This is a genomic window from Roseateles sp. P4_D2 (assembly GCF_056401875.1).
Genome location: NZ_JBFUIM010000019.1, coordinates 39758 through 61503, shown reverse-complemented (window position 1 = coordinate 61503; position 21746 = coordinate 39758). Strand labels below are relative to the sequence as shown.

The following is a 21746-nucleotide window of genomic DNA, read 5'->3' as shown; positions in this document are numbered from 1 at the left end:
GTCGACATGAAACGAATCCTTCCCTTGCTCGCCGTGCTGCTGGTCGGCTGCGGCGACAAGCCGCCCGAGGGCTGGACGGGTTATGCCGAGGCCGAATTGGTCTATATCGCGCCGCCGGTGGCCGGTCGGCTGGCCACGCTGGCCGTTCGCTCCGGCGAGGCCGTCACCGCCGGCCAGGCGCTGTTCGAGCTGGATGCGACACCCGAGCTCGCCGCCGACGCCGAGGCCAGCGCACGCGCGAGAAGCGCCCAGGCCCAGGCACTGGACGCCGACAAGGGCCGGCGCGGCCCTGAGCTGGCCGTCACGAAGGCTCAACTCGACCAGGCCCGCGCCGCCGAACGCCTGGCCAGCATCGACCTGACGCGCCAGCAGGAGTTGTTAGGCCGGGGCTTCGTCGCCCAGGCTCGCGTCGACGACGCCGCGACGGTGCTGGCCCAGGCCCGTGCTCGCGTGATGGAGCTGGACGCCGCGTTGCAAGTGGGCCGGCTGCCGGCGCGGGATGACGAGCGCAATGCCGCCCGCGCTCTGGCCGACGCAGCCCAGAGCAGCCGCGCGCAGACGGCCTGGCGCGTCGAGCAGAAGCGCCAGAGCGCACCCATGCCGGCGCGCGTGCAGGACGTCTTCCTGCGTCCCGGCGAGTGGGTGGCCGCTGGCCAACCCGTGCTGGCCCTGCTGCCGCCGGCCAACCGCAAGGCGCGCTTCTACGTGCCGCAGTCGGCGGTCGGCGGCTTGAAGCTGGATGCGCCGGTGAACTTGCGCTGCGACGGCTGTGGCGCAGCCATTGCGGCGCGCATCAGCTTCATCGCCGCCGGCCCGGAATACACGCCGCCAGTCATCTACTCCAACCAGCAGCGCGACAAACTCGTCTTCCTTGTCGAGGCGCGGCCGGTGAAGGCCGAGGACGCGGAGCGCTTGCATCCGGGGCAGCCGTTGGATGTCACGCCATGACGGCGCCGAGCGCAGGGCCGCCCCAAGCCGGCGCGCATCCCCTCGGGGGATCGGGCGCGGTACACCGCGACCGAGGGGCCAGCGACCTCGAGCTGGCCATTGATGTCCGGGGGCTGAGCAAGTCCTACGGCAACCGCAAGGTGGTCGACGGCGTCGACATGCAGGTCGCCACCGGCCGCATCGTCGGCTTCCTTGGCCCCAATGGCAGCGGCAAGACGACGTCCTTGCGCATGCTGTGCGGGCTGCTGACGCCCGATGCTGGCGAAGGGAAAGTGCTGGGCCTGGACTTCCGCCGCCAGGCCGCCGAGGTCAAGCGCCAGGTCGGCTACATGACGCAGAAGTTCGGCCTCTACGAAGACCTGTCGATCCGCGAGAACCTGGACTTCATCGCGCGGCTGTTCTCGATGGAAAACCGCAAGCAAGCCGTCGACGATGCGCTGGAGCGCCTGGGCCTGAAGAGCCGCGAGAAGCAATTGGCCGGCGCGCTGTCCGGCGGCTGGAAGCAGCGCCTGGCCCTGGCCGCCTGCCTGCTGCACAAGCCTCGCCTGTTGCTGCTGGATGAACCCACGGCCGGCGTCGACCCCAAGGCGCGGCGCGAGTTCTGGGACCAGATCCACCAGCTCGCTCAGGAGGGCATCACCGTGCTCGTGTCCACCCACTACATGGACGAAGCCGAGCGCTGCGACGAGCTGGTCTACATCGCCTACGGCCGCGTGCTGGCGCGTGGCACGGCAGCATCCGTCGTGCAGGAGGCGGGCGCCAAGGATCTCGAAGACGCCTTCGTCAAGCTCGTCGGCCAGGCCACTGACAACTATTCGGAAGCGCACTGATGCAGTCCCTGGCCCGCATCGTCGCCATCGCGCTGAAGGAAGTGCAGCAGATGCTGCGCGACAAGCTCACCTTCGCGATGGCGGTGGGCGTGCCCATCATGCAGCTGGTGCTGTTCGGCTATGCCATCAACACCGACCCCAAGGGCCTGCCCACGGCCGTCGTCTCGCAGGACACCAGCCCGATGGCACACAGCCTGGTCGCGGCGCTGCAGACGAGTGGCTACTTCCACATCGTCGAGAGCGGCATCGCGGAGTCGCGCGGGGACGCGCTGCTGCAGAGAGGCGACATCCAGTTCCTCGTCGTCGTGCCGGACGACTTCGGCGCCCGCGTTGTGCGCGGCGAAAAGCCCGCCGTGCTGATCGCCGCCGATGCCACCGATCCGTCGGCCGGCGGCAATGCCATCGCCGCCCTGAGCCAACTCGGCCAGACGGCGCTGAACCGCGACCTGCGCGGTGCCCTGGCCTCGCAGGCCCCGCAGCCCCTGCCCTTCGAGGTGCGCATCCAGCGCCGCTACAACCCCGAAGGCCTGTCGCGCTACAACATCGTGCCCGGGTTGGTCGGCACCATCCTGACGATGACCATGGTCATGCTGACGGCGCTGGCCATGACGCGAGAACGCGAGCGCGGCACGATGGAGAACCTGCTGGCCACGCCGGTGCGGCCCTTCGAGGTCATGGCCGGCAAGATCCTGCCCTATATCGTGCTGGGCTATGTGCAGCTGGGCGTCATCCTCGGCGCGGCCTTTGCGCTCTTCAACGTGCCCATGGTGGGCAGCGTGACGCTGCTGCTGGCCATGATCGGCGTCTTCATGCTGGCCAACCTGGGCGTGGGCTTCACCTTCTCGACGCTGGCGCAGAACCAGCTGCAGGCCCTGCAGCTGACCTTCTTCTTTTTCCTGCCGTCCATGTTGCTGTCGGGCTTCATGTTCCCTTTTCGCGGCATGCCGCAATGGGCGCAATACCTGGGCGAGGTGCTGCCGCTGACCCACTTCCTGCGCATCGTGCGCGGCGTCATGCTCAAGGGCTCGGGCGCAGCCGAGCTGCTGCCGGAGTTGTGGCCCATGCTGGCCTTTCTGGCCGCGGCGGGTGGCATCGCATTGCTGCGCTACCGGCAGACTCTCGACTGATCAATAGACGGGATCCGGCAGCTTTTCCTTGGCCACGACGCGCTGCGTTGCCGCCCGCTCGAACACCCGCTTCAGATAGGCGCCCAAAGCCGGCCGCGTCTTGGCCGGGTTGGCCTGCATGCGGGTCCAGCGGCACAGCATGAAGGCCAACGGGTCCACGGCGGTGAACTGGTCACCGAGAAACCAGTCGCCGCCGTGGCGGGCCAGTTCGGCGTCCATCTGGTCCAGCATCGGCGCGATCTGCGCCTCGGCACGGGCCTTCACCTCGTCGGCGTTGGCGGCCATGCGGTCGGGGTAGAAATAGTGGATCAGCATGGCCTGCAGCGTGTTGGTCAGCCAGACCATCCACTTGTAGTACTGGGCCCGCTCGGCGGTGCCGGGCGCTGGCGCAAAGCCGGCGTGGCAGTCGGCCAGATGCATCAGGATGGCGGCCGTCTCGTAGAGCACCAGGTCACCGTCGACCAGCACCGGGATCACGCCGTTCGGGTTGAGCTTCAGATAGGCCGGCGACTTGTGCTCGTTGTTGGCACGGTCCACCTGGCGCAGCGTGTAGGGAATGCCCATTTCCTCGAGCAGGAGATGGGGCGCGAAGCTCGCGTTGCTGGGGTAGTAAAACAGTTCGATCATGGCGGTGCGACAGGCTGGGAACAGGAAGCGGTGAACTTTACGTGGCCGCAATGCCACCGCAGTGCACCCGCGCGACGCTGACGGCGTTGGCAATCCACCCCTGACTTCGGGTTGAAGACGATGAAGACTCTGCTCCATTCCTCTGCTGCGGCCCTGCTGGCGCTGACCGCTGTTCTGGCCGCACCGGCCGCCCACGCCGACGTGCGCGTTCGCGCCAACATCGGCATGGTGTTCGACAACCGCTACCACCACGACCACTACTACCCCGCGCCCGGCTATGTGGCACCCCACGTGCCCTACGGCTCGGTCATGATCGGCGCCGGCCCGGGGCGCTACTGGTTCCACGGCGGCGTCTGGTACCAGCCCTATGGCCCGCGCTACCGCGTCGTGCTGCCACCGGTCGGCGTGGTCATTCCGCTGCTGCCACCGGCCTATGTCACGCTGACGCTGAGCGGCCTGCCCTACTACTACGCCAACGGCGTCTACTACCGGCCGGTGCCGGAAGGCTACGTCGTCACGACACCGCCGCCCGAAGCCGCCACGGCCCAGGTGATGCCGGCACCTGCGGCCCCGGCGCCGAGGCCCGAACCCATCGTCTATCCGCGCAACGGCCAGTCGCCCGAGCAACTGGAGAACGACCGCCGCGACTGCAACCGCTGGGCGACGACTCAGCCGAACGCGCAGGCCGACAGCAGCGTGTTCAACCGCGCCATCGAAGCCTGCATGGACGGCCGCGGCTACACGATGAAGTAACGCCTCTCTGGGGCCGAGCGCCGGGCCGCTCCCAAGCCGGCCCGTCAGGCGATGTGCTCGCGGCTCAACGCCGCGAGCATCGCCGTCCCCTAGGGGGACCGACCAGGCGCGTCCGCGTTCAGCGAGACGCGACTGGGCGAGGGGCGCCCGTACCTCACGGCGGTCATCTCCGCCAGGATGCTGAGCGCAATCTCCGGCGGCGTGCGCGCACCGATGTCCAGGCCGACGGGGCCATGCAGGCGATCCAGCTCCGCATCGGTCAGCCCGAAATGCTCGCCCAGCCGCGCACGGCGCTTGGCCTGGTTGACGCGCGAGCCGATGGCGCCCACATAGAAGGCCGCGCCCTTGAGCGCCTCCATCAGCGCGAGGTCGTCCAGCTTGGGGTCGTGCGTCAACGCCACGATGGCCGTGGCGCCATCGGGCTTGAAGGCGATGACGACGTCATCGGGCATGTCGCGCGTCAACGTGACGCCAGGGATGGCGAAACCATCGGCGTACTCGGCGCGCGGGTCGCAGACGGTGACGCCATAGCCCAGTGCCAGCGCCATCTGGGCGAGGTAGTCGGTCATCTGGCCGGCGCCGATGACGAGCAAGCGCCATTGCGGGCCATGGTGGCTGACGAGCTGGGTGTCGGTCAGCGTCAAGGTGTCGGCACCCGGCTCGGCGTCGGCCAGCGTGGCGATGCCGGTTGCCAGGTCCAGCGTGCGGCGCACGCGCTCGCCGCGCTCCAGCCGTGCCAGCAACGCGTCGACACCCGACTGCGGCCCCAGTGGCTCCAGCATCAGCTCCAGCGTGCCGCCGCAGGGCAGGCCGAAGCGGCGCGCCTCCTCGGCGCCAACGCCGTAACGCAACGGCGTCGGCCGGGCCAACTTCAAGCTGCCCGCACGCAATTGGGCGACCAGGTCGTCCTCGATGCAACCGCCGGACACCGAGCCGGCGATCAGCCCGTCGTCGCGAACGGCCACCAGCGACCCGACCGGCCGCGGCGCCGAGCCCCAAGTGCGCGTGATCGTGCCCAGCACGACGCCACGTGCCTCGGCCCGCCACGCGGCGGCCGTGCGCAAAACGCTGAGATCGAGGTTGTCCATGTCTTGTCGGTGAGGTCAGCCGCCACCATACCGCGAGCGGCGCCAGCTTGCAGCGACCATGACGTGCGGCCACACACGGGCCGCTTCCTACACTGGCCAACCCTCGTTGAAAGTCCCTCATGAAGAAAGCCTTTCTCGCCACCCTCCTCTTTGCCAGTTTGGCCAGCCTGGCCGGCTCGGCCCTCCCCCAGCTGCCGGTCCAGGCCCAGCCCGACCACGCCAAGCTGCTGGCCAGCAGCGACCCCAAGCTCGCGGCCAACAAGCGCCTGGTTTACAACTTCTGGCGCGAAGTCTTCGAGGGCGGGCACATGGAGCTGGCGGACCGCTACCTGGCCGAGTCCTATATCCAGCACAACCCGGAGGTGCCCACCGGGCGCGCCGGCTTTGTCGACGTGTTCTCCAAGGTCGCCACGCCCAAGCCCATCGAGGCCCGCGTCAAGGCGCCGCTGGTTGCCATCGTGGCCGAGCGCGATCTGGTGATCCTCAGCTTCGTCAGCGAGCTGCCCGACCCCAAGGACGCCACCAAGACCTACACGACCACCTGGTTCGACATGTTCCGCATCGAGAACGGCAAGATCGCCGAGCACTGGGACCCCGACACCAAGCACTGACACCCGCCCGGCAGCTGACTGCCCATCTATAGGGGTTTGCGCAGCCCCTGCCTGCCCGACGGCAGGCGACGATAGCCTCGCGACGGCCACCCAGGCCGCACCGAGGAGACATCGAGATGGGCATTCCTATCAAGCTGGCAGTAAACGGGCGGACGGTGAGCCGCGAGGTCGCGCCCGACCAGTTGCTGGTGCAATTTCTGCGCGAAGACCTGGCACTGACCGGCACCCATGTCGGCTGCGACACCGCCCAGTGCGGCGCCTGCACGGTGCACCTCAACGGCCGTGCCGTGAAGGCCTGCAGCATGCTGGCCGTGCAGGCCGATGGCGCGACTCTCACCACCATCGAAGGCCTGACCGGCCCGGATGGCGTCTTACATCCCATGCAGGCCGCTTTCAAGGAATGCCACGGTCTGCAATGCGGCTTCTGTACGCCGGGCATGGTCATGAGCGCCATCGACCTCGTGCAGCACCATGACTGTTCCAGCGAGACTGCGATCCGCGAGGGGCTGGAGGGCAATCTCTGCCGCTGCACGGGCTATCAGAACATCGTGCGCGCCGTGCAGGTCGGTGCCCAAGCCATGAAGGGGGCCTGACCATGAACTCACCCAAGGAAGGTTTCATCGGCCAGAGTGTCAAGCGCCGCGAGGACGCGCGCTTCCTGACCGGCCGCGGCCAGTACACCGACGACATCGTGCTGCCGCGCCAGACGTTCGGCGTGTTTGTGCGCAGCAACTATGCCCATGCGCGGCTCAGGCGCGTGGACACGGCCGCGGCGCTGGCCGCCGAGGGCGTGCTGGGCGTCTACACCGGCGAGCACTTCCGCGATGTCGGCGGCCTGCCCTGCGGCTGGCTCATCAACAGCATCGACGGCACGCCGATGAAGGAGCCCAAGCATCCCATCCTGGCGGACGGCAAGGTGCGCTATGTCGGCGATGCACTGGCCCTGGTCGTGGCCGAGACCCTGGCCGAGGCCAAGGCCGCGGCAGCGCTGGTCGAGGTGGATTACGACGAGTTGCCCGCCGTTGCCGACACGGCCACCGCGGCCGGCCACGCGGGCACGGTGCACGACGAAGCCGCGGACAACCGCTGCTACACCTGGGGCTGCGGCGACAAGGCCGCGACCGACGCGGCTTTTGTCAACGCGCCGCACGTCACCAAGCTCCAGTTCCGCAACAACCGCCTCATCCCCAACGCCATCGAGCCGCGCGCCGCCAACGCCAGCTACGACCCCAGCAGCGACCACTACACGCTCTATGTGGCCAACCAGAACCCGCACGTCGAGCGCCTGCTGATGTGCGCCTTCGTGCTCGGCATTCCCGAGCACAAGCTGCGCGTCGTGGCGCCCGATGTGGGCGGCGGCTTCGGCTCCAAGATCTTCCTGTACGCCGAGGAGACGGCGCTGGTCTGGGCCAGCAAGCAGCTGGGCCGGCCGATCAAGTGGACGGCCGAGCGCAGCGAAAGCTTTCTGTCCGACGCCCATGGCCGCGACCACGTGACGACGGCCGAGCTGGCGACCGACAGCAACGGTGCCTTCCTGGCCATGCGCGTGCGCACGACGGCCAACCTCGGCGCCTACCTGTCGACCTTCGCCTCCTGCGTGCCGACCATCCTGTACGCGACGCTGCTGGCCGGCCAGTACACGACGCCGAAGATCTACGCCGAGGTCACCGGCGTGTTCACCAACACCGCGCCGGTGGACGCCTACCGCGGTGCCGGCCGGCCCGAGGCGACCTATGTCGTCGAGCGGCTGGTGGAAACGGCCGCGCACGAGCTCGGCATCGATCCCGCCGAGATCCGCCGCCGCAACTTCATCAAGGAGTTTCCGTACGCCACCCCGGTGGGCCTGACCTATGACATCGGCGACTACGACGCCACGCTCACGCAAGTGCAGCAGCTCGCCGACGTGGCGGGCTTCGCGGCCCGCAAGGCCGTCAGCGCGGCCAAGGGGCTGAAGCGCGGCATCGGTTACTCGACCTATATCGAAGCCTGTGGTCTGGCGCCGTCCAACGTCGCCGGGGCGCTCGGCGCGCGCGCCGGCCTGTTCGAGGCCGCCGAGGTGCGCGTGCATCCCACCGGCAAGGTCACTGTCTTCACGGGCAGCCACTCGCATGGCCAGGGCCATGAGACGACCTTCGCGCAGGTGGTGGCCGATCGCCTCGGCATTCCGCTGGAAGACATCGACATCCAGCACGGCGACACCGGCAAGGTGCTGTTCGGCATGGGCACCTATGGCAGCCGGTCCCTCGCCGTGGGCGGCGCGGCCATCGTCAAGGCGGTGGACAAGGTCATCGCCAAGGGCAGGAAGATCGCCGCCCATCTGCTGGAGGCGGGCGAGGGCGACATCGAGTTCAAGGACGGCGAGTACCGCATCGCCGGCACCGACCGCGCCATCCCCTTCGCCCAGGTGTCGCTGACGGCCTATGTGCCGCACAACTACCCGCTCGACAAGCTGGAACCCGGCCTCAACGAGAACGCCTTCTACGACCCGAGCAACTTCACCTATCCGGCTGGCAGCTATGTCTGCGAGGTCGAGGTGGACCCCGCCACCGGCGTCGTGCGCATAGCCCGCTTCAGCGCGGTGGACGACTTCGGCAACATCGTCAACCCGATGATCGTCGAAGGCCAGGTGCATGGCGGCTTGGCGCAGGGCATCGGCCAGGCGCTGTTGGAGCATGGCATCTACGACCCGGAATCGGGTCAACTGCTCACCGGCAGCTACATGGACTACGCGATGCCACGCGCCGACGACCTGCCGAGCTTCACCGTGCAGACAGCCAAGGGCACGCCCTGCACGCACAACCCGCTGGGCGTGAAAGGCTGCGGCGAGGCCGGCGCCATCGGCTCGCCGGCCGCCGTGATGAACGCGATCTGCGACGCCATCGGCGTCAAGGACCTGGCCATGCCGGCGACGCCGTGCACGGTCTGGACGGCGCTGCAATCGGCCAAGGCCTGAGGAGATGACGATGAACTACCAAGCTGCATCCTCCGTCGCCTCCGCCCGCCTGGGCGCGGATGACAAGTTCCTGGCCGGTGGCCAGTCCCTGCTCGGTGCCATCAAGCTGGGCCTGGCCGCGCCCGAGGGCCTGGTCGATGTGCGCCGCCTGCCCGAGTTGCAGGGCATCACGGTCGATGCCAAGACCGTGCGCATCGGCGCCGCGACGACGCACGCGACGGTCGCCGCCTCAAGCGACGTGCAGCGCGCCATCCCCGCGCTGGCCGACCTGGCCGGCCGCATCGGCGACCGCCAGGTGCGCAACGTCGGCACGCTGGGCGGCAGCCTGGCCAACAACGACCCCGCCGCCTGCTACCCGGCCGCCGTGCTGGCCTTAAGCGCCACCATCCACACCAGCAGCCGCCAGATCGCCGCCGACGACTTCTTCCAGGGCCTGTTCACGACGGCGCTGCAGGACGGCGAGCTGATCACCGCGGTCAGCTTCCCCATCCCGAAGGCGGCCGCCTGGCAGAAGTTCAAGCAGCCGGCCTCGCGCTTCTCGCTGGTGGGCGTGTTCGTGGCGCGCCTGGACGGCGGCGTGCGCGTGGCGGTCACCGGCGCTGGGCCGGGTGTGTTCCGCTGCAGCGAGCTGGAGACAGTGCTCGGCCGCGACTGGAGCGCGACCGCGGCACGTGCGGTCAAGGTCAGCGCCGATGGGCTGAACAGCGATCTGCACGGCACGGCGGCCTATCGTGCGGCGCTGATCCCGGAGCTGGCCGCGCGCGCCATCGCAGCGGCTTAGCTCGCGGTCTTTTCGCTCTCCTGCGCCGCCACCACCGCCTCGCGCCACAGCCGCGAGGGAATGAAGGTGCGCAATTGCTCCATGGCCTTGTCGATCAGGGCCGGGTGCAGGCCATGGTCGAGATGGGGCAGCAGATCGGCCGTCACATCGGCACCGAGGTCGACCAGGGACTGGGCTGCGTCCACCAGGTGGCGGTAGGGGAAGCGCTGGTCCGCCAGCCCATGCAGCAGGTGCACGCAGACGTCCTGCGGCGCATGTTCCGGCCGGGCCAGGTAGCCGCCGGCAAAGGCCAGCACGCGGCCGACGAGTTCGGGTTCAGCCTGCACGGCCTCCAGCGCCAGCAACGCGCCGTCGCCAACACCGGCCAGCGCAACGCGCTGCCAGGGAAGATCCAGTTTGCGGGCCTCCAGGCGCAGGCGCTCGATCAGATGGGGCAGCGCAGCGCTGACGCCCTCGGCGCCGGGCGCAGCGTCCAGCCACCAGCGGCAGCGGCCCTCGGCGTCGCGCAGGGGCGGGTGCAGATTGAGCGTCAGCGCGTTGGGATATTGGGCGTGCAGGGCCGCGGCCAGCGGTGCGAGGGTGTCGGGGCCATCGGGGGCGATGCCGCTGTCAGGGAGCAGGGCGAACAGCAGGCCGGGCGCTGTTGCATCTTGAGGGAGGCTCATGCCTGTATTTTCGGTCCTGCCCGCTATCCTGCGCTGCTGTTTTGATGTTTCGCCCCACCCGGGCCCGCCTTGATGGAACTGAAAGTAAACGGCCAGGCCATGACGCTGCCAGGCATCGCCAGCGACCCGGCGATGCCGCTGCTGTGGGCGCTGCGCGACGGCCTGAACCTGACCGGCACCAAGTTCGGCTGCGGCATTGCCGCCTGCGGCGCCTGCACGGTGCATGTCGACGGCGCAGCAACGCGTTCCTGCGTGACACCGGTGGGCGCTGTCGCGGGCAAGTCCGTCACGACCATCGAAGGCCTCGCAGGCAAAGACCATCCCCATGCATTGCAACTCGCCTGGCTGGCCGAGCAGGTGCCGCAATGCGGCTACTGCCAGAGCGGCATGCTGATGGCCGCCGCGGCGCTGCTGGCCAAGAATCAGGCCCCCAGCGACGCCGACATCGACGCGGCGATGACCAACCTCTGCCGCTGCGGCACCTACCCGCGCGTGCGCGCCGCGATCAAGCAAGCGGCCAGACAGATGAAGGCCAAGCCATGAGGCGGGCCGAGCGCTGGGCCGCTCCCGAGCCGGCCCGCATCCCCTCGGGGGCTGAGGCCCGACTTCGCCAGCCCGGTGGGCTGGCGATGCCTGCCGAAGAGCTGCGGCACCGACCGCAGCGCGGCCTGCAAGGCCGACCGATGTACCCATCGGGCGAGGGGCCGACATGAAGCGACGGACGCTGCTCTTGACCGGGGCTGGCGCGTTGGGGGCGCTGATCGTCGGCTGGGGCTTCATGCCGCCACGCTCACGCCTGGGCAACGCCCACACGCTGCCGCCGGTCGAAGGCGAGGTCGGGCTGAATGGCTGGATCAAGATCGCCGCCGATGGCACGGTGCTGCTGGCCATGAACCGCAGCGAGATGGGCCAGGGCGTGCATACCGCACTGGCGCAGCTGGTGGCCGAAGAGCTCGACGTGCCGCTGCACACGGTGCGCCTGACGCCAGCCGGCCATGACGCCATCTACGGCAATATCGCCACCTCCCTGGGCAATATCCCTTTCGGCCCACGCGACCACGAGCGCCGCGCCTTCAGGTTCTCGTCCTGGGTCACGGCCAAGGTCGCACGCGAGCTCGGGTTGAACCTGACGGGTGGCTCCTCGACCGTCGCCGACGCCTGGGATGCACTGCGCCTGGCCGCCGCCACGGCGCGCGCCCAGTTGCTGGGCGCCGCGGCGCTGAAGCACAAGCTGCCGGTGGCCGAGCTGTCGGTCAAGGCCGGCGTCATCCACCATGCCAGCGGCGCGCTCAGCCACTATGGCGAGCTCGCCACCCAGGCCGCGCTGACGCCGCCTGGTGACGTGGCGCTGAAGCCGCGCAGCCAGTGGACGCAGATCGGCCAGGCCCTGCCGCGCCTGGACCTGGCCGCCAAGGTGGACGGCAGTGCGCGCTTCGGCCTGGACGTGCGCGAGCATGGTCAGGTCTTCGCCGCCATTCGCCACTGCCCCATGCTGGGCGGCGGCCTGGGGCCGGCCAACGTCGACGCGGTGCGTGCGCGGCCCGGCGTGCTGCGCGTCGTGGCCCTCGGCCCCATCGCGGGCTCCACGGCGGCCTATGCCGTCGTCGCCCGCACCACTTGGCATGCCTTGGAGGCTGCCAAGGCGCTGGAAGTGCAATGGCAGCCACCACCGAACGGCAGGCTGGATTCCAGGGCCATCCTCGCGTCGCTGGAAAGTGAGGCGCACCGCGCCCACGAAGCCGGCGATGGCTTCGCCTTCCTGAAGCAGGGCGATGTGAAAGCCGCGCTGGCCGGGGCCGCGACGAAACTGGAGGCTATCTACAGCGCGCCTCATCTCGCTCACGCCACCATGGAGCCGATGAACTGCACGGCCCAGGTGCTGGACGGCCACGTCAGCGTCTGGGCGCCGACCCAGGTGCCGGGCTTTGCACGCGACATCGCCGCGCGCATGGCCGGCGTGGCGCCGGAAGCGGTGACGGTGCACGTGACCTATCTCGGCGGTGGTTTCGGCCGACGGCTGGAGGTGGACTTCATCGGCCAGGCCGTGCGCGTCGCGTTGGAGATGGGTGGGCTGCCGGTGCAGCTGGTCTGGTCGCGCGAGGAGGACATGACGCACGACTTCTATCGCCCCGCCGAGGTGGCCGTGCTGCAGGGCGGGCTGGACGCCCAAGGCCGCCCTGTGGCGCTGGCCATCACCAATGCCGCGGACGCCCTGCTGCCGCGCTGGGCCGAGCGCGTCATGCCCGGGCTGGCGCCGACGCTGGACGTGCTGAACCGCAACGCCTTCCCCGATGGCCGCGCGCCGGCCGCCCTCTTCAAGCGCGGCGACGCGCCCGACAAGACGGCTTCTGAGGGCCTGTTCGACGTGGCCTATGCCATCCCCAACACGCGCGTCGCCCACCAGGCCACGCACAGCGGCGTGCCGGTCGGCATGTGGCGCGCCGTGGGTCATTCCCACCACGCCTTCTTCAAGGAAAGCTTCATCGACGAGATGGCCCACGCCGCCAAGGCCGACCCGGTGGCCTTTCGCCTGGCGCTGCTGGAGGGCCTGCCACGCCACCAGGCCGTGCTCCGGCGCGCGGCCGAGGCGGCCGGCTGGAGCCAGCCGCTGCCGGCCGGCGTGGCACGTGGCGTGGCCGTGCACGAAAGCTTTGGCAGCGTCGTGGCCCAGGTCGTGGAAGTGACGCGGAACCAGGGGCCCAGCGTGAAGCGGGTCGTCTGCGCCATCGACTGCGGCACTGTCGTCAACCCCAGCATCGTCGTGCGCCAGATGGAGAGCTGCATCGTCTTCGGGCTTACAGCCGCGCTGTGGGGACGCATCGACATCGTGGGCGGCGAGGTGCAGCAGAAGAGCTTCCCCGACCACCCGCTGATGACGCTGGCCCAATGCCCTGTCATCGAGACCCATCTGATGCCCAGTGACGGCCTGCCCAGCGGCGTCGGCGAGCCTGGCTTGCCGCCGGTTGCGCCAGCCCTGGCCAATGCCTGGTTCGCGCTGACGGGCGAGCGCCGGCGCAGCCTGCCGCTGCGGGCCTGAGGGCAGCCGCCCCCCTCGTTCACGGGGTGTCGATGCAGCTGACAGTCGTGCTCTCCGTCGCACGAAGCGGCCGCTTACCGCCCAGGAAGAATGGGCAATGGCGCGAAGTTTGCGTGCCGTAGATCATTTCTTCTTTCGAGGGCGGCGCCATGAGAACTCTTCAGCATCTGCTTGCCACCGCCCTCCTCGCGGGCACCGCGTTTGCCCAGGCCGCACCCGTCTACTGGACCGACTGGCAAAGCAGCAATCCCAACGCCGCCGGCTTCGAGGGCTATGGCGTCATCACGACGACCACCGCCACGGTCAACGTGACCTATACCAACCGCCAGGGCGTCGGTTTCTACGACACCGGCAGCGGCTTCGACTATTGGGCCTACGGCACGTCCTACACCAGCAGCGCCGTCGACAACCGGCCTACCGGCTCTGACCAGATCGCACTGGCGGCTGCCGGCTCACAGACGCTGCACTTCTCCCAGGCCATCGCCAATCCGGTGTTTGCCTTCATCAGCCTGAACGGCAACGGCTACGGCTTCGACCAGGACTTCGACATCCTCAGCGTCGGCTGCGGCTACTGGGGTTGCGGCAATGTCACCAAGAACGTCATCGACCACGGCGGCGGCGTGTTCGAGTACCAGCTTATCGGCAGCGGCGAGCCCCACGGCGCCATCCGCTTCAAGGGCAGCTTCGACACCGTCACCTGGAACAGCCTGACCAACGAGTACTGGAATGGCTTCACGGTTGGCGTGCAGGGTACGGCGGTCGAGGTCTTCGGCCTGCCCGAGCCCACGGGCCTGGCGCTGACCAGCCTGGCACTGGTCGTCGCGGTCGGCGCGCGCCGTCGCCGCAGCTGAACCCACAGTCCTCCATGAAAAACGGCGGCCCGCGGGCCGCCGTTTTGCTTTGGGCCCGCGGTATTCCGGACCAAGCGCCGGGCCTGCCATTGGCCAGAGGCCAATGGCCTTCCGTAGGCACAAGCAGTCCGCAGGGACTGCTTGTGTCCGGCTCCAGTTCACCAAGCCGGCCCGTCTGACGATGTGCTTGCCGGTCGATCCGGCAAGCATCGCCGTCCTCCAGGGGGACCGGGCGAGGGGCTCACACTTTTATCGAGAACGGGTTGAAGTTGGTGCCGCGGTCGTAATGGTCTTCACCTTCGGCGCGCTTCAGGAAGGCGACGACCTTGGCAGTCAGCGGGTACATGACGGCCTCCCAGATGGTCTTGAACAGGTACTGCGTGACGATGACGGCGAAGAGCTGGTCGTTGGGCCAGATGCCGTAGAAGGCGATCAGGAAGAAGACACCCGTGTCGACCAGTTGGCCAACCACCGTGGAGCCGACGATGCGTGCCCACAGCATGCGGCCCTGCGTCGCGATCTTCATCTTGGCCAGCACGAAGCTGTTGGCAAAGCTGCCGCAGGCAAAGGCGATCATCGAACCCGCGACGATGCGCCAGGTGTTGCCGAACACGGCGTCAAGATGCGGCTGGTAGGCCGCCATGAAGTCGTTCTGCGCCGGCGGCAGGTTGACGACGACAAAGGCCATGAAGGCCGAGAACACCAGGGCGCCAAAGCCGGCCCAGACGACGCGGCGGTCGCGGCCGTAGCCGTAGACCTCGGTCAGGATGTCGCCAAAGATGTAGCTGATCGGGAAGAAGAACAGGTCGGCGCCGAAGGTGACCGTGCCGATGACCGGCAAGGTCAGCTGGGCCGCCTTGGCCGCACCGATCAGGTTGGAGCACAGCAGCACGCAGACAAAGGCCGCCATGATCAAGTCGTAGTACTTGAAGCTGCGGGGCGCTGCAGAGTTCATGGCAATGGCGCTTTCAATCGGTGTTCACAGGGCCACGTAGTGTGCCCGCCCCTCCAGTGGCTCCCGCAGAACCGGCTTCGCCGGGCTGCGTGGAGCGCCCCCTCGAGGGGGCCGGCGAAGCCGGTAGGGGGTGGGCCAGTCTCAGCAAGGTCTGATGCAGCTTGGGCGTGTCGATCGGCTTGGTCAGGAAGTCGTTCATGCCGGCGGCGAAGGCATCGTCGCGCTCCGAGATCAGGGCCGCCGCCGTCAGCGCAACGATGGGCAGCTCGGCGGCCGAGAAGTGCTTGCGCAGTTCGCGGGTGGCGTCGTGCCCGCCCATGACGGGCATCTGCACGTCCATCAGCACGATGTCGAAGGGCTTGCCGACGCTGGCCGCGGCCAGCACGGCCTCGATGGCCTGGCGGCCGTCGCTGGCCTGGGCGACCTCCATGCCCCATTGCTCCAGCTGAGCCACGGCGATCAGCATGTTGACCGGGTGGTCCTCGGCGATCAGCACGCGCCGGCCATGCAGGGCCTCATGGGTCGCGCTCTGGGCACGCGTCTCGCGCGGCTGGTGGGCCATGGGCGCCGGCGCGGCGGGCAGGGGCAGTTCGGCCCAGAAGGCCGAGCCCTCGCCCGGGGCGCTGTTGACGCCGACTTCGCCGCCCATCAGCATGGCGAGTTCGCGGCAGATGGACAGGCCCAGGCCCGTGCCACCGAAGCGTCGCGTCGTCGACTCGTCGGCCTGGGTGAAAGGCTGGAAGAGCCGGCCCTGCTGTTCGGTCGCGATGCCGGGGCCGGTGTCGCGCACCTCGATGTGCACCCACTCGCCGGCGCTGCCGCGCGCGTTGGCGGGCAGGGCCTTGACGCTGACCGTGACGCCGCCGGTCTCGGTGAACTTCAGCGCATTGGTCAGGTAGTTGGACAGGATCTGGCGCGTGCGCAGCGGGTCGCCGAAGACCCAGCTCGGCAGGGCTGGGTCGATCTCGACGGCGAAGGTCAGGCCGCGCGCCTGGGCCAGCGTGAGGTAGGCCAGGCGGATGGAGGCGAGCAGCTCGCGCAGCGAGAACGGCTGGCTCTCCAGCGTCAGCCGCCCGGCCTCGATCTTGGACAGGTCCAGGATGTCGGAGATCAGCCCGGACAGGCTTTCGGCGCTGTCCATCATCTGGTTGAGGTAGTCGCGCCGCTGCTGGTCGGAGAGGTCGGGCTGCTGGGCCAGGCGGCCCAGGCCGAGCAGGCCGTTGAGCGGTGTGCGGATCTCATGGCTGGTGTTGGCCAGGAAGGCGCTCTTGGCGCGGCTGGCGGCCTGGGCCTCGTCCTTGGCGTGGGCAAGCTGCTGCTCGACGCGGCGGCGCTCGGTGACGTCCTCGATGATCCAGATCGTGCCGCCGCGGCTCGGGTGGGCCGGGTCGACGGCCTGGGCGAGCAGGCGGGCCAGGAAGGTGGAGCCGTCGCGGCGGCGCATGATGCGCTCGGCCTCGACCTGCTGGCCGCCCGCGAGCTGCGGCCCGAGGTCGCGGCCCACGGCCTGCCACTCCTCGACGCCGGGCCAGACGACGCTGCCATGCTGGCCGATCAACGCGCCGCGCTCCCAGCCGAACATGGCCTCCACGCGCGGGTTGGCCAGCACGAACTGCTGGTCGCGCGTGAGGGCAATGCCGATGGACGCGTTCTCCAGGATGGCGCCATGCACGAGGCGGGTGCGCTCGCTCTCGCTCACGTCGCGCGCATACAGCACGAGGTAGTTCTGCCCGTCCATCTCGAAAGGCGCGACCGACACCAGCATGGAGACGGCGCTGCCGTCCTTGCGGCGGAAGCTGATGGGCACGTTGTTGGCGAGGCCGTCGCGGTGGATGGCCTCGCGGATGGCGGTGCGGTCGGCGGCGTTGTGCCAGATGCCGATGTCCTCGGCCGTGCGGCCCAGCACCTCGGAATTGCTCCAGCCGGTCAAGCTTTCGAAGGCCTTGTTGACCATCGCATAGCGGCCGCTCTCGGCCTCGGTCAGCGTGATGACGTCGGGGCTGGTGGCCACCAGGTGCGACAGCAGGCCCTCCGAGCGGCGCAGCGCGTCCTGGGCGCGGCTCTGCTCGGTCTGGTCGGTGAAGAAGGTCAGCGTGGCCGGACCCGAGGCGGTCTCGACACGCACGCTGGTGGCCTGCACCAGGCGGCGCCGCCGCGACAGCGTGCGCAGCCGGTACTCAGCCATGGGCTGCATCGCGCCTGGGGCCATGCCTTCGAGCCGCGCGGCCTGCTGGCGGGCGGTCTCGTCGTCGCCGGGCTCGTAATGGCTGAACAGGTCCTGCCCGATCATGCTGGAGCGCTGCGCGTAGCCGAACATCGCCATGGCCGCCGGATTGGCGTCGACGACGCGGCCCCAGCGGTGCAGAACCAGCGGGCTGGGCGAGCGGCGAAACAACTCGCGGTAGCGCGTCTCGGTCGCCTGCACGGTCTGCTCGGCGGCCACTTCGCCCGTCACGTCACGGCCCACGCCCCAATAGCCGCGGAAGTTGCCCTGCGCGTCAAAGCGCGGTTCGCCGCTGATGGAGACCCAGCGCGCGCTGCCGTCCATGCCGACGCGTCGCGCCACCATGCCATGGAAGGGTCGGTGCGATTCGAGATCGGCGCGGTGAGCGTCGAGCTCGTCATCGGACAGGCCCATGCCGTCGATTTCCCACGGGGTCTTGCCCAGGCGTGAATTGAGGTCCAGGCCCGAGGTGCCGGGCCTTTCCTCGGCGACATGGGTGAAGCGGAACTCGCGGTCCATCTCCCAGTACCAGTCCACGGCCATGCCCAGCAGGCCGCGGAAACGCGCCGTGCGCTCGTCGGCCTCGGCCAGCGAGCGCTTGACCATCCTCAACAGGCCCAGGCCGGCCACCAGGCCCGAGCCCAGCAGGCCGAACTGCACGATGACACGCAGCACGAGGCTGGACGCCCCCATGGGATGCGTGACCCAGCCCAGTGCCTCGCCGGCGCCAAGGCCCGCCAGCGCGACGGCGCCCAGCAACGTCAGCACGGCGCCGGCAAACAGGCCCAGCAATCCCGTGGCGAAGGCGACGACCAGACTCATCAGCGGCAGGCACAGCGACCACAGGCCCAGGTCGCGCGACACGGCAGCGGCCACCGGCAGGGCCAGTACCAGCGCCATCATGCCCAGCGTGATGAGAGGCTGTTCCTTGCGGCGCGGCGCGCGCGAGAGCACGACCAGGCGCAGCAGGGCCAGCACCGAAATCAGCAGCGCCAGCGCCACCGGCGGCCAGCCGTCCAGCCATTCACCGCGCTGGCGCGTGAGCCACAGCAGCGCGGCCACCGGCACGAAGACCGGGCCGCAAGCCATCAGGAAGACCAGCGAGGCCTGCCAGCGCATGCTGGTTTGCAATCGTTCCCGCTGCTGCTCGGGCGGTTCGGCGTGCCCGACGAGGCTGCTGAGTTCTTCGCCGGTCCGCACCATGTTCAGGCGAGCGCCAATCTGGTGGCTTCGGCCACGGCACGGGCGCGCTCGGCGAAATCGGCACCGCTGCTGGCGTAGAGGATGGCGCGCGAGGAGTTCACGACCAGCGGCGCACTGCGGCCCGCGGCCTGCACGACGGCTGCCGCATCGCCACCCTGTGCGCCAACGCCCGGCACCAGCAGCGGCAGCGTCGGTGCGAGCTCGCGCACACGGGCGATCTCGCCAGGGTAGGTGGCGCCCACGACAAGGCCGAGCTGGCCATTGCGGTTCCACTGCGTCTCGGCCAGATGGGCCAGATGCTCGAACAGCCGCGGCTGGCCGGGCACGTCGGCCAGGCGCTGCATCTGCCAGTCGTCGCCACCCTTGTTGGAGGTGCGGCACAGCAGGATGGCGCCCTTGCCTTCGTAGGCGAGATAGGGTTCGACGGAATCGAAGCCCATGAAGGGCGACAGCGTGACGGCGTCGGCCTGGTAGCGCACGAAGGCCTCGCGGGCGTATTGCTCGGCGGTGGAGCCGATGTCGCCACGCTTGGCGTCGAGGATGACGGGCACGCCGGGCGCGACCTCGTGGATGTGCGAGATGAGGCGCTCGAGCTGCCCTTCGGCACCGTGGGCGGCGAAGTAGGCGATCTGCGGCTTGAAGGCACAGACGAGGTCCTTGGTCGCGTCGACGATTGCCGCGCAGAAGTCATAGAACTTCGACGCGTCGCCGGCCCAGGCGCCCGGCAGCTTGGACGGCTCGGGATCGAGGCCGACGCAAAGGCGCGATTGGGGAGTCAGGGCTTGGAGCTGGGCGACGAAGGTCATCAGTAGGCGGAAATGGGAAGGGTTCGGGCAAGGACGAATTCTGCAAAGGCCTCGGCCGGCAGCGGCCGGCTGAACAGATAGCCCTGCACGGCATGGCAGCCCTGGCGGCGCAGGAAGGCGAGCTGGCCCTCGGTCTCGACACCCTCGGCCAGGGTCTGCAGGCCCAGGGCGCCGGCCATGCGGATGACGGCGTCGACGATGGCGCGGTCTTCGGCGTCGTCGGTCAGGTCGCGCACGAAGGACTGGTCGATCTTGAGCTTGCTGACGCGGAACTTCTTCAGATAGCTCAGCGATGAGTAGCCGGTGCCGAAGTCGTCGATGGACAGATGCACGCCGCGGGCATGCAGTTCGTTCATGACGGTGATGGCGACGGCCGGGTTGTCCATGGCGGCGCCCTCCGTCAGCTCCAGCTCCAGGCGCCCGGCCGGCATGCCGACCTCGTCCAGCACGCGGCCAACGAGCTCGGGCAGGTCGTCATGGCGGAACTGCACGGCCGACAGGTTGACGGCCATCGTCAGCCCGGGCAGGCCGGCGGCATCCCAGCGACGCAGCTGCGACAGCGCTTCACGCAGCACCCATTCGCCGATCGGCAGGATCAGGCCTGAGGTCTCGGCCACCGGGATGAACTCGGCCGGCGAGACCCAGCCCAGCTCGGGATGGTTCCAGCGCAGCAGGGCTTCGGCGCCGACGATGGTGCTGTCGCCATCGGCATCCAGCGAGAACTGCGGCTGGTAATGCAGGCTGAGCTGGTTGCGTTCCTGGGCGCGGCGCAGCGCGTTCTCCAACTGCAGGGCACGGGCCGACTGGGCCTGCATCTCGCTGGTGAAGAAGCGGTAGGCGTTGCGGCCGTCGCGCTTGGCGCGGTACATGGCCGCGTCGGCGCATTTGCACAGCGTGTCGAAGTCGTCGCCGTCGGTCGGGAACATCGCGATGCCCATGGACGGCGTGACGGTCAGCTCCTGCTGCTCGACGTGAAAGGGCGCGCTGGCCAGCGCCATCAGCTTGGTGGCCAGGTGGGCGGCGCCAGCGATGTCGGTCAGCGGCAGCACCAGCACGAACTCATCGCCACCCATGCGGGCCACGGTGTCCTGCTCGCGCACCGCGCCACGCAGCCGTGAGGCGAGCTGGGTCAGCAGGCTGTCGCCGACGCGGTGGCCGAGGGAGTCGTTGACGTTCTTGAAGTGGTCCAGGTCCAGGAAAAGCACGGCCAGCGGCTCGTCGCCGCGGCGCGCGATGTCGATGGCCTGGCTGGCGCGGTCGGCCAGCAGGTGGCGGTTGGGCAGGCCGGTCAGGCCGTCGAACAGGGCCAGGCGCTCGGCGCGTGCCTCCGCCGCCTGCTGCTCGGCAATCTTGAGCTCCAGGGCTGCGACGGTCTGGCTGAGCTGCTCGGTGCGCTGCACCACCAGGGCCTCAAGCTGGGCCTTGGCCTGCACCAGCTCCAGCTCGGCCTGCTTGCGGGCGGTGATGTCCTGGGTGATCCAGATCGAGCCGCGCGACAGGTCGCTGCGGTCAATGGCCTTGCTGCGCACCTCGCAGTAGATGGAGGTGCCGTCCTTGCGGGCGAGCAGCATCTCGGCGTGGAAGGCGTCGCCGCGCGCCAGCGGCGCGTAGCAGGCGTCGCCAGCGGCCTTCCAGTCCTCGTCGGTCAGGTACCAGGCGCGCGACAACTGGCCGTCGAGCTCGCCCGGCGCATAGCCGAACAGTTGCTCGAAGGCGCGGTTGCAGCGCGTCACGCGGCGGCCGCGCAGGAAGACGATGCCGACCATGGCGTGGTCGAAGATGAGCTGCTGCTCGGCGTGCAGGTCCTGCAGCGTGGCATCGGCCAGCTTGCGCTCGTGGATGTCATCGACGATCCAGATCGAGCCATCGGCCGGATCGTCGGCATGGATGAGGCGGCCCGTCAGATGGGCCCAGAACAGCTCGCCGTTCTGGCGCCGCATCAACTGCTCGTCGCGGAAGGTTTCACCGGCGGCCAGCACCGGGTAGGCCCGGGCGCCCAGGCTGCGGGCGTCCTGCTCGCTCTCGTACAACTCCAGGCTGCTGGTGCCAACGGCCGCATCCGGGCTGTCAAAACCGAAGATCTCGGCGTAGCGCTGGTTGCAGCGCACCAGGGTGCGCGCCTTCACGAAGACAACGCCGACGCCCGCGTTGGCCAGGATGACATCCAGTTCGCGCAAAGCCTGGCTGAGCGCGGGGTTGTCGCTGGAGTCGGGCGCGAAGCTCATGAACGGGCTATACGGCGGCAGGGGTCCGGTGGGCGGGCAGGAATTGGAGCATGACCGGTTAT

17 protein-coding genes and 1 pseudogene are annotated in these 21746 nt (G+C 69.1%); 11 read left to right on the top strand and 7 right to left on the bottom strand.

Annotated features, from left to right (window positions below; translation table 11 throughout):
• Window positions 1-6: 6 nt before the first annotated feature.
• From AC1DW0_RS27250 to AC1DW0_RS27240, 3 genes and pseudogenes are all read left to right on the top strand, one after another.
• Window positions 7-948: an HlyD family secretion protein gene (locus AC1DW0_RS27250; protein ID WP_477949164.1), complete on the top strand. Its 942-nt coding sequence runs from the start codon at window positions 7-9 to the stop codon at window positions 946-948.
• Window positions 945-1694, top strand: a pseudogene (ccmA, locus tag AC1DW0_RS27245) (heme ABC exporter ATP-binding protein CcmA); the annotation flags it as partial. The gene AC1DW0_RS27250 and the pseudogene ccmA, both read left to right, overlap by 4 nt.
• Window positions 1695-1777: 83 nt before the next feature.
• Window positions 1778-2905: an ABC transporter permease gene (locus AC1DW0_RS27240; protein WP_457350848.1), complete on the top strand. Its 1128-nt coding sequence runs from the start codon at window positions 1778-1780 to the stop codon at window positions 2903-2905.
• Here the strand turns inward: AC1DW0_RS27240 and AC1DW0_RS27235 are convergent, their stop codons facing one another.
• Complete coding sequence (locus AC1DW0_RS27235) at window positions 2906-3532, bottom strand: glutathione S-transferase family protein (protein WP_457350850.1); 627 nt, start codon at window positions 3530-3532, stop codon at window positions 2906-2908. It lies immediately after the preceding gene.
• A gap of 120 nt (window positions 3533-3652) precedes the next feature.
• Between AC1DW0_RS27235 and AC1DW0_RS27230 the strand changes: the two genes are divergently transcribed.
• A complete protein-coding gene (locus AC1DW0_RS27230) occupies window positions 3653-4285 on the top strand; it encodes a DUF6515 family protein (protein WP_157281813.1) in 633 nt (210 codons plus the stop codon).
• An 89-nt stretch (window positions 4286-4374) separates the two neighbouring features.
• Here the strand turns inward: AC1DW0_RS27230 and AC1DW0_RS27225 are convergent, their stop codons facing one another.
• Window positions 4375-5373 (bottom strand): XdhC family protein, encoded by a 999-nt coding sequence (locus AC1DW0_RS27225; protein WP_056200158.1) that lies wholly within the window; start codon window positions 5371-5373, stop codon window positions 4375-4377.
• 119 nt (window positions 5374-5492) lie between these two features.
• Here AC1DW0_RS27225 and AC1DW0_RS27220 point away from each other — a divergent pair, with 119 nt between their 5' ends.
• The 4 genes from AC1DW0_RS27220 (at window position 5493) to AC1DW0_RS27205 (ending at window position 9718) form a co-directional block, all read left to right on the top strand.
• A complete protein-coding gene (locus AC1DW0_RS27220; RefSeq protein ID WP_056200161.1) occupies window positions 5493-5984 on the top strand; it encodes a nuclear transport factor 2 family protein in 492 nt (163 codons plus the stop codon).
• Window positions 5985-6100: 116 nt separating this feature from the next.
• Window positions 6101-6577 (top strand): (2Fe-2S)-binding protein, encoded by a 477-nt coding sequence (locus AC1DW0_RS27215; RefSeq protein WP_477857329.1) that lies wholly within the window; start codon window positions 6101-6103, stop codon window positions 6575-6577.
• Window positions 6578-6579: 2 nt separating this feature from the next.
• Window positions 6580-8937, top strand: a complete 2358-nt coding sequence (locus AC1DW0_RS27210; RefSeq protein WP_477949160.1) for a xanthine dehydrogenase family protein molybdopterin-binding subunit — start codon at window positions 6580-6582, stop codon at window positions 8935-8937.
• Between the two features lie 10 nt (window positions 8938-8947).
• Entirely contained in the window at window positions 8948-9718 is a 771-nt protein-coding gene (locus tag AC1DW0_RS27205) for an FAD binding domain-containing protein (RefSeq protein WP_477949158.1), read from the top strand.
• On the opposite strand, the gene AC1DW0_RS27200 is transcribed toward AC1DW0_RS27205, so the two are convergent.
• Entirely contained in the window at window positions 9715-10383 is a 669-nt protein-coding gene (locus tag AC1DW0_RS27200; protein WP_056200170.1) for an alpha/beta hydrolase family protein, read from the bottom strand. The two genes, AC1DW0_RS27205 and AC1DW0_RS27200, sit on opposite strands and share 4 nt — an antisense overlap.
• A gap of 72 nt (window positions 10384-10455) precedes the next feature.
• On the opposite strand from AC1DW0_RS27200, the gene AC1DW0_RS27195 reads away from it, so the two are divergent.
• From AC1DW0_RS27195 to AC1DW0_RS27185, 3 genes are all read left to right on the top strand, one after another.
• Window positions 10456-10926 (top strand): (2Fe-2S)-binding protein, encoded by a 471-nt coding sequence (locus AC1DW0_RS27195; protein ID WP_477949156.1) that lies wholly within the window; start codon window positions 10456-10458, stop codon window positions 10924-10926.
• A gap of 166 nt (window positions 10927-11092) precedes the next feature.
• On the top strand, window positions 11093-13420 hold the full coding sequence (locus AC1DW0_RS27190) for a xanthine dehydrogenase family protein molybdopterin-binding subunit (RefSeq protein WP_477949154.1): 2328 nt from the start codon (window positions 11093-11095) through the stop codon (window positions 13418-13420).
• Window positions 13421-13569: 149 nt separating this feature from the next.
• Window positions 13570-14271, top strand: a complete 702-nt coding sequence (locus tag AC1DW0_RS27185) for a PEP-CTERM sorting domain-containing protein (RefSeq protein WP_056200180.1) — start codon at window positions 13570-13572, stop codon at window positions 14269-14271.
• 241 nt (window positions 14272-14512) lie between these two features.
• Here the strand turns inward: AC1DW0_RS27185 and AC1DW0_RS27180 are convergent, their stop codons facing one another.
• From AC1DW0_RS27180 to AC1DW0_RS27165, 4 genes are read right to left on the bottom strand one after another with little or no spacing between them, the layout of a single operon-like run.
• On the bottom strand, window positions 14513-15226 hold the full coding sequence (locus AC1DW0_RS27180) for a queuosine precursor transporter (RefSeq protein WP_457389237.1): 714 nt from the start codon (window positions 15224-15226) through the stop codon (window positions 14513-14515).
• A gap of 13 nt (window positions 15227-15239) precedes the next feature.
• Complete coding sequence (locus AC1DW0_RS27175) at window positions 15240-18653, bottom strand: PAS domain-containing hybrid sensor histidine kinase/response regulator (protein WP_477949151.1); 3414 nt, start codon at window positions 18651-18653, stop codon at window positions 15240-15242.
• A 2-nt stretch (window positions 18654-18655) separates the two neighbouring features.
• The gene (gene pyrF / locus AC1DW0_RS27170; protein WP_457350857.1) at window positions 18656-19459 is read right to left on the bottom strand and encodes an orotidine-5'-phosphate decarboxylase; all 804 of its coding nucleotides are present in this window, start codon (window positions 19457-19459) and stop codon (window positions 18656-18658) included.
• On the bottom strand, window positions 19459-21684 hold the full coding sequence (locus AC1DW0_RS27165) for a putative bifunctional diguanylate cyclase/phosphodiesterase (RefSeq protein WP_056200193.1): 2226 nt from the start codon (window positions 21682-21684) through the stop codon (window positions 19459-19461). Before AC1DW0_RS27165 ends, pyrF begins: the two co-directional genes overlap by 1 nt.
• Window positions 21685-21746: the final 62 nt, after the last annotated feature.

Excerpts from the sequence above, each read along its gene's own strand:
- AC1DW0_RS27205 (WP_477949158.1), top strand. The coding sequence starts at position 8,948 with ATGAACTACCAAGCTGCATCCTCCGTCGCCTCCGCCCGCCTGGGCGCG.
- AC1DW0_RS27225 (WP_056200158.1), bottom strand. The coding sequence starts at position 5,373 with ATGGACAACCTCGATCTCAGCGTTTTGCGCACGGCCGCCGCGTGGCGG.
- AC1DW0_RS27230 (WP_157281813.1), top strand. The coding sequence starts at position 3,653 with ATGAAGACTCTGCTCCATTCCTCTGCTGCGGCCCTGCTGGCGCTGACC.
- AC1DW0_RS27200 (WP_056200170.1), bottom strand. The coding sequence starts at position 10,383 with ATGAGCCTCCCTCAAGATGCAACAGCGCCCGGCCTGCTGTTCGCCCTG.
- AC1DW0_RS27220 (WP_056200161.1), top strand. The coding sequence starts at position 5,493 with ATGAAGAAAGCCTTTCTCGCCACCCTCCTCTTTGCCAGTTTGGCCAGC.
- AC1DW0_RS27240 (WP_457350848.1), top strand. The coding sequence starts at position 1,778 with ATGCAGTCCCTGGCCCGCATCGTCGCCATCGCGCTGAAGGAAGTGCAG.
- AC1DW0_RS27235 (WP_457350850.1), bottom strand. The coding sequence starts at position 3,532 with ATGATCGAACTGTTTTACTACCCCAGCAACGCGAGCTTCGCGCCCCAT.
- AC1DW0_RS27165 (WP_056200193.1), bottom strand. The coding sequence starts at position 21,684 with ATGAGCTTCGCGCCCGACTCCAGCGACAACCCCGCGCTCAGCCAGGCT.
- AC1DW0_RS27195 (WP_477949156.1), top strand. The coding sequence starts at position 10,456 with ATGGAACTGAAAGTAAACGGCCAGGCCATGACGCTGCCAGGCATCGCC.
- AC1DW0_RS27180 (WP_457389237.1), bottom strand. The coding sequence starts at position 15,226 with ATGAACTCTGCAGCGCCCCGCAGCTTCAAGTACTACGACTTGATCATG.
- AC1DW0_RS27175 (WP_477949151.1), bottom strand. The coding sequence starts at position 18,653 with ATGGTGCGGACCGGCGAAGAACTCAGCAGCCTCGTCGGGCACGCCGAA.
- AC1DW0_RS27190 (WP_477949154.1), top strand. The coding sequence starts at position 11,093 with ATGAAGCGACGGACGCTGCTCTTGACCGGGGCTGGCGCGTTGGGGGCG.
- AC1DW0_RS27210 (WP_477949160.1), top strand. The coding sequence starts at position 6,580 with ATGAACTCACCCAAGGAAGGTTTCATCGGCCAGAGTGTCAAGCGCCGC.
- pyrF (WP_457350857.1), bottom strand. The coding sequence starts at position 19,459 with ATGACCTTCGTCGCCCAGCTCCAAGCCCTGACTCCCCAATCGCGCCTT.
- AC1DW0_RS27185 (WP_056200180.1), top strand. The coding sequence starts at position 13,570 with ATGAGAACTCTTCAGCATCTGCTTGCCACCGCCCTCCTCGCGGGCACC.
- AC1DW0_RS27215 (WP_477857329.1), top strand. The coding sequence starts at position 6,101 with ATGGGCATTCCTATCAAGCTGGCAGTAAACGGGCGGACGGTGAGCCGC.
- AC1DW0_RS27250 (WP_477949164.1), top strand. The coding sequence starts at position 7 with ATGAAACGAATCCTTCCCTTGCTCGCCGTGCTGCTGGTCGGCTGCGGC.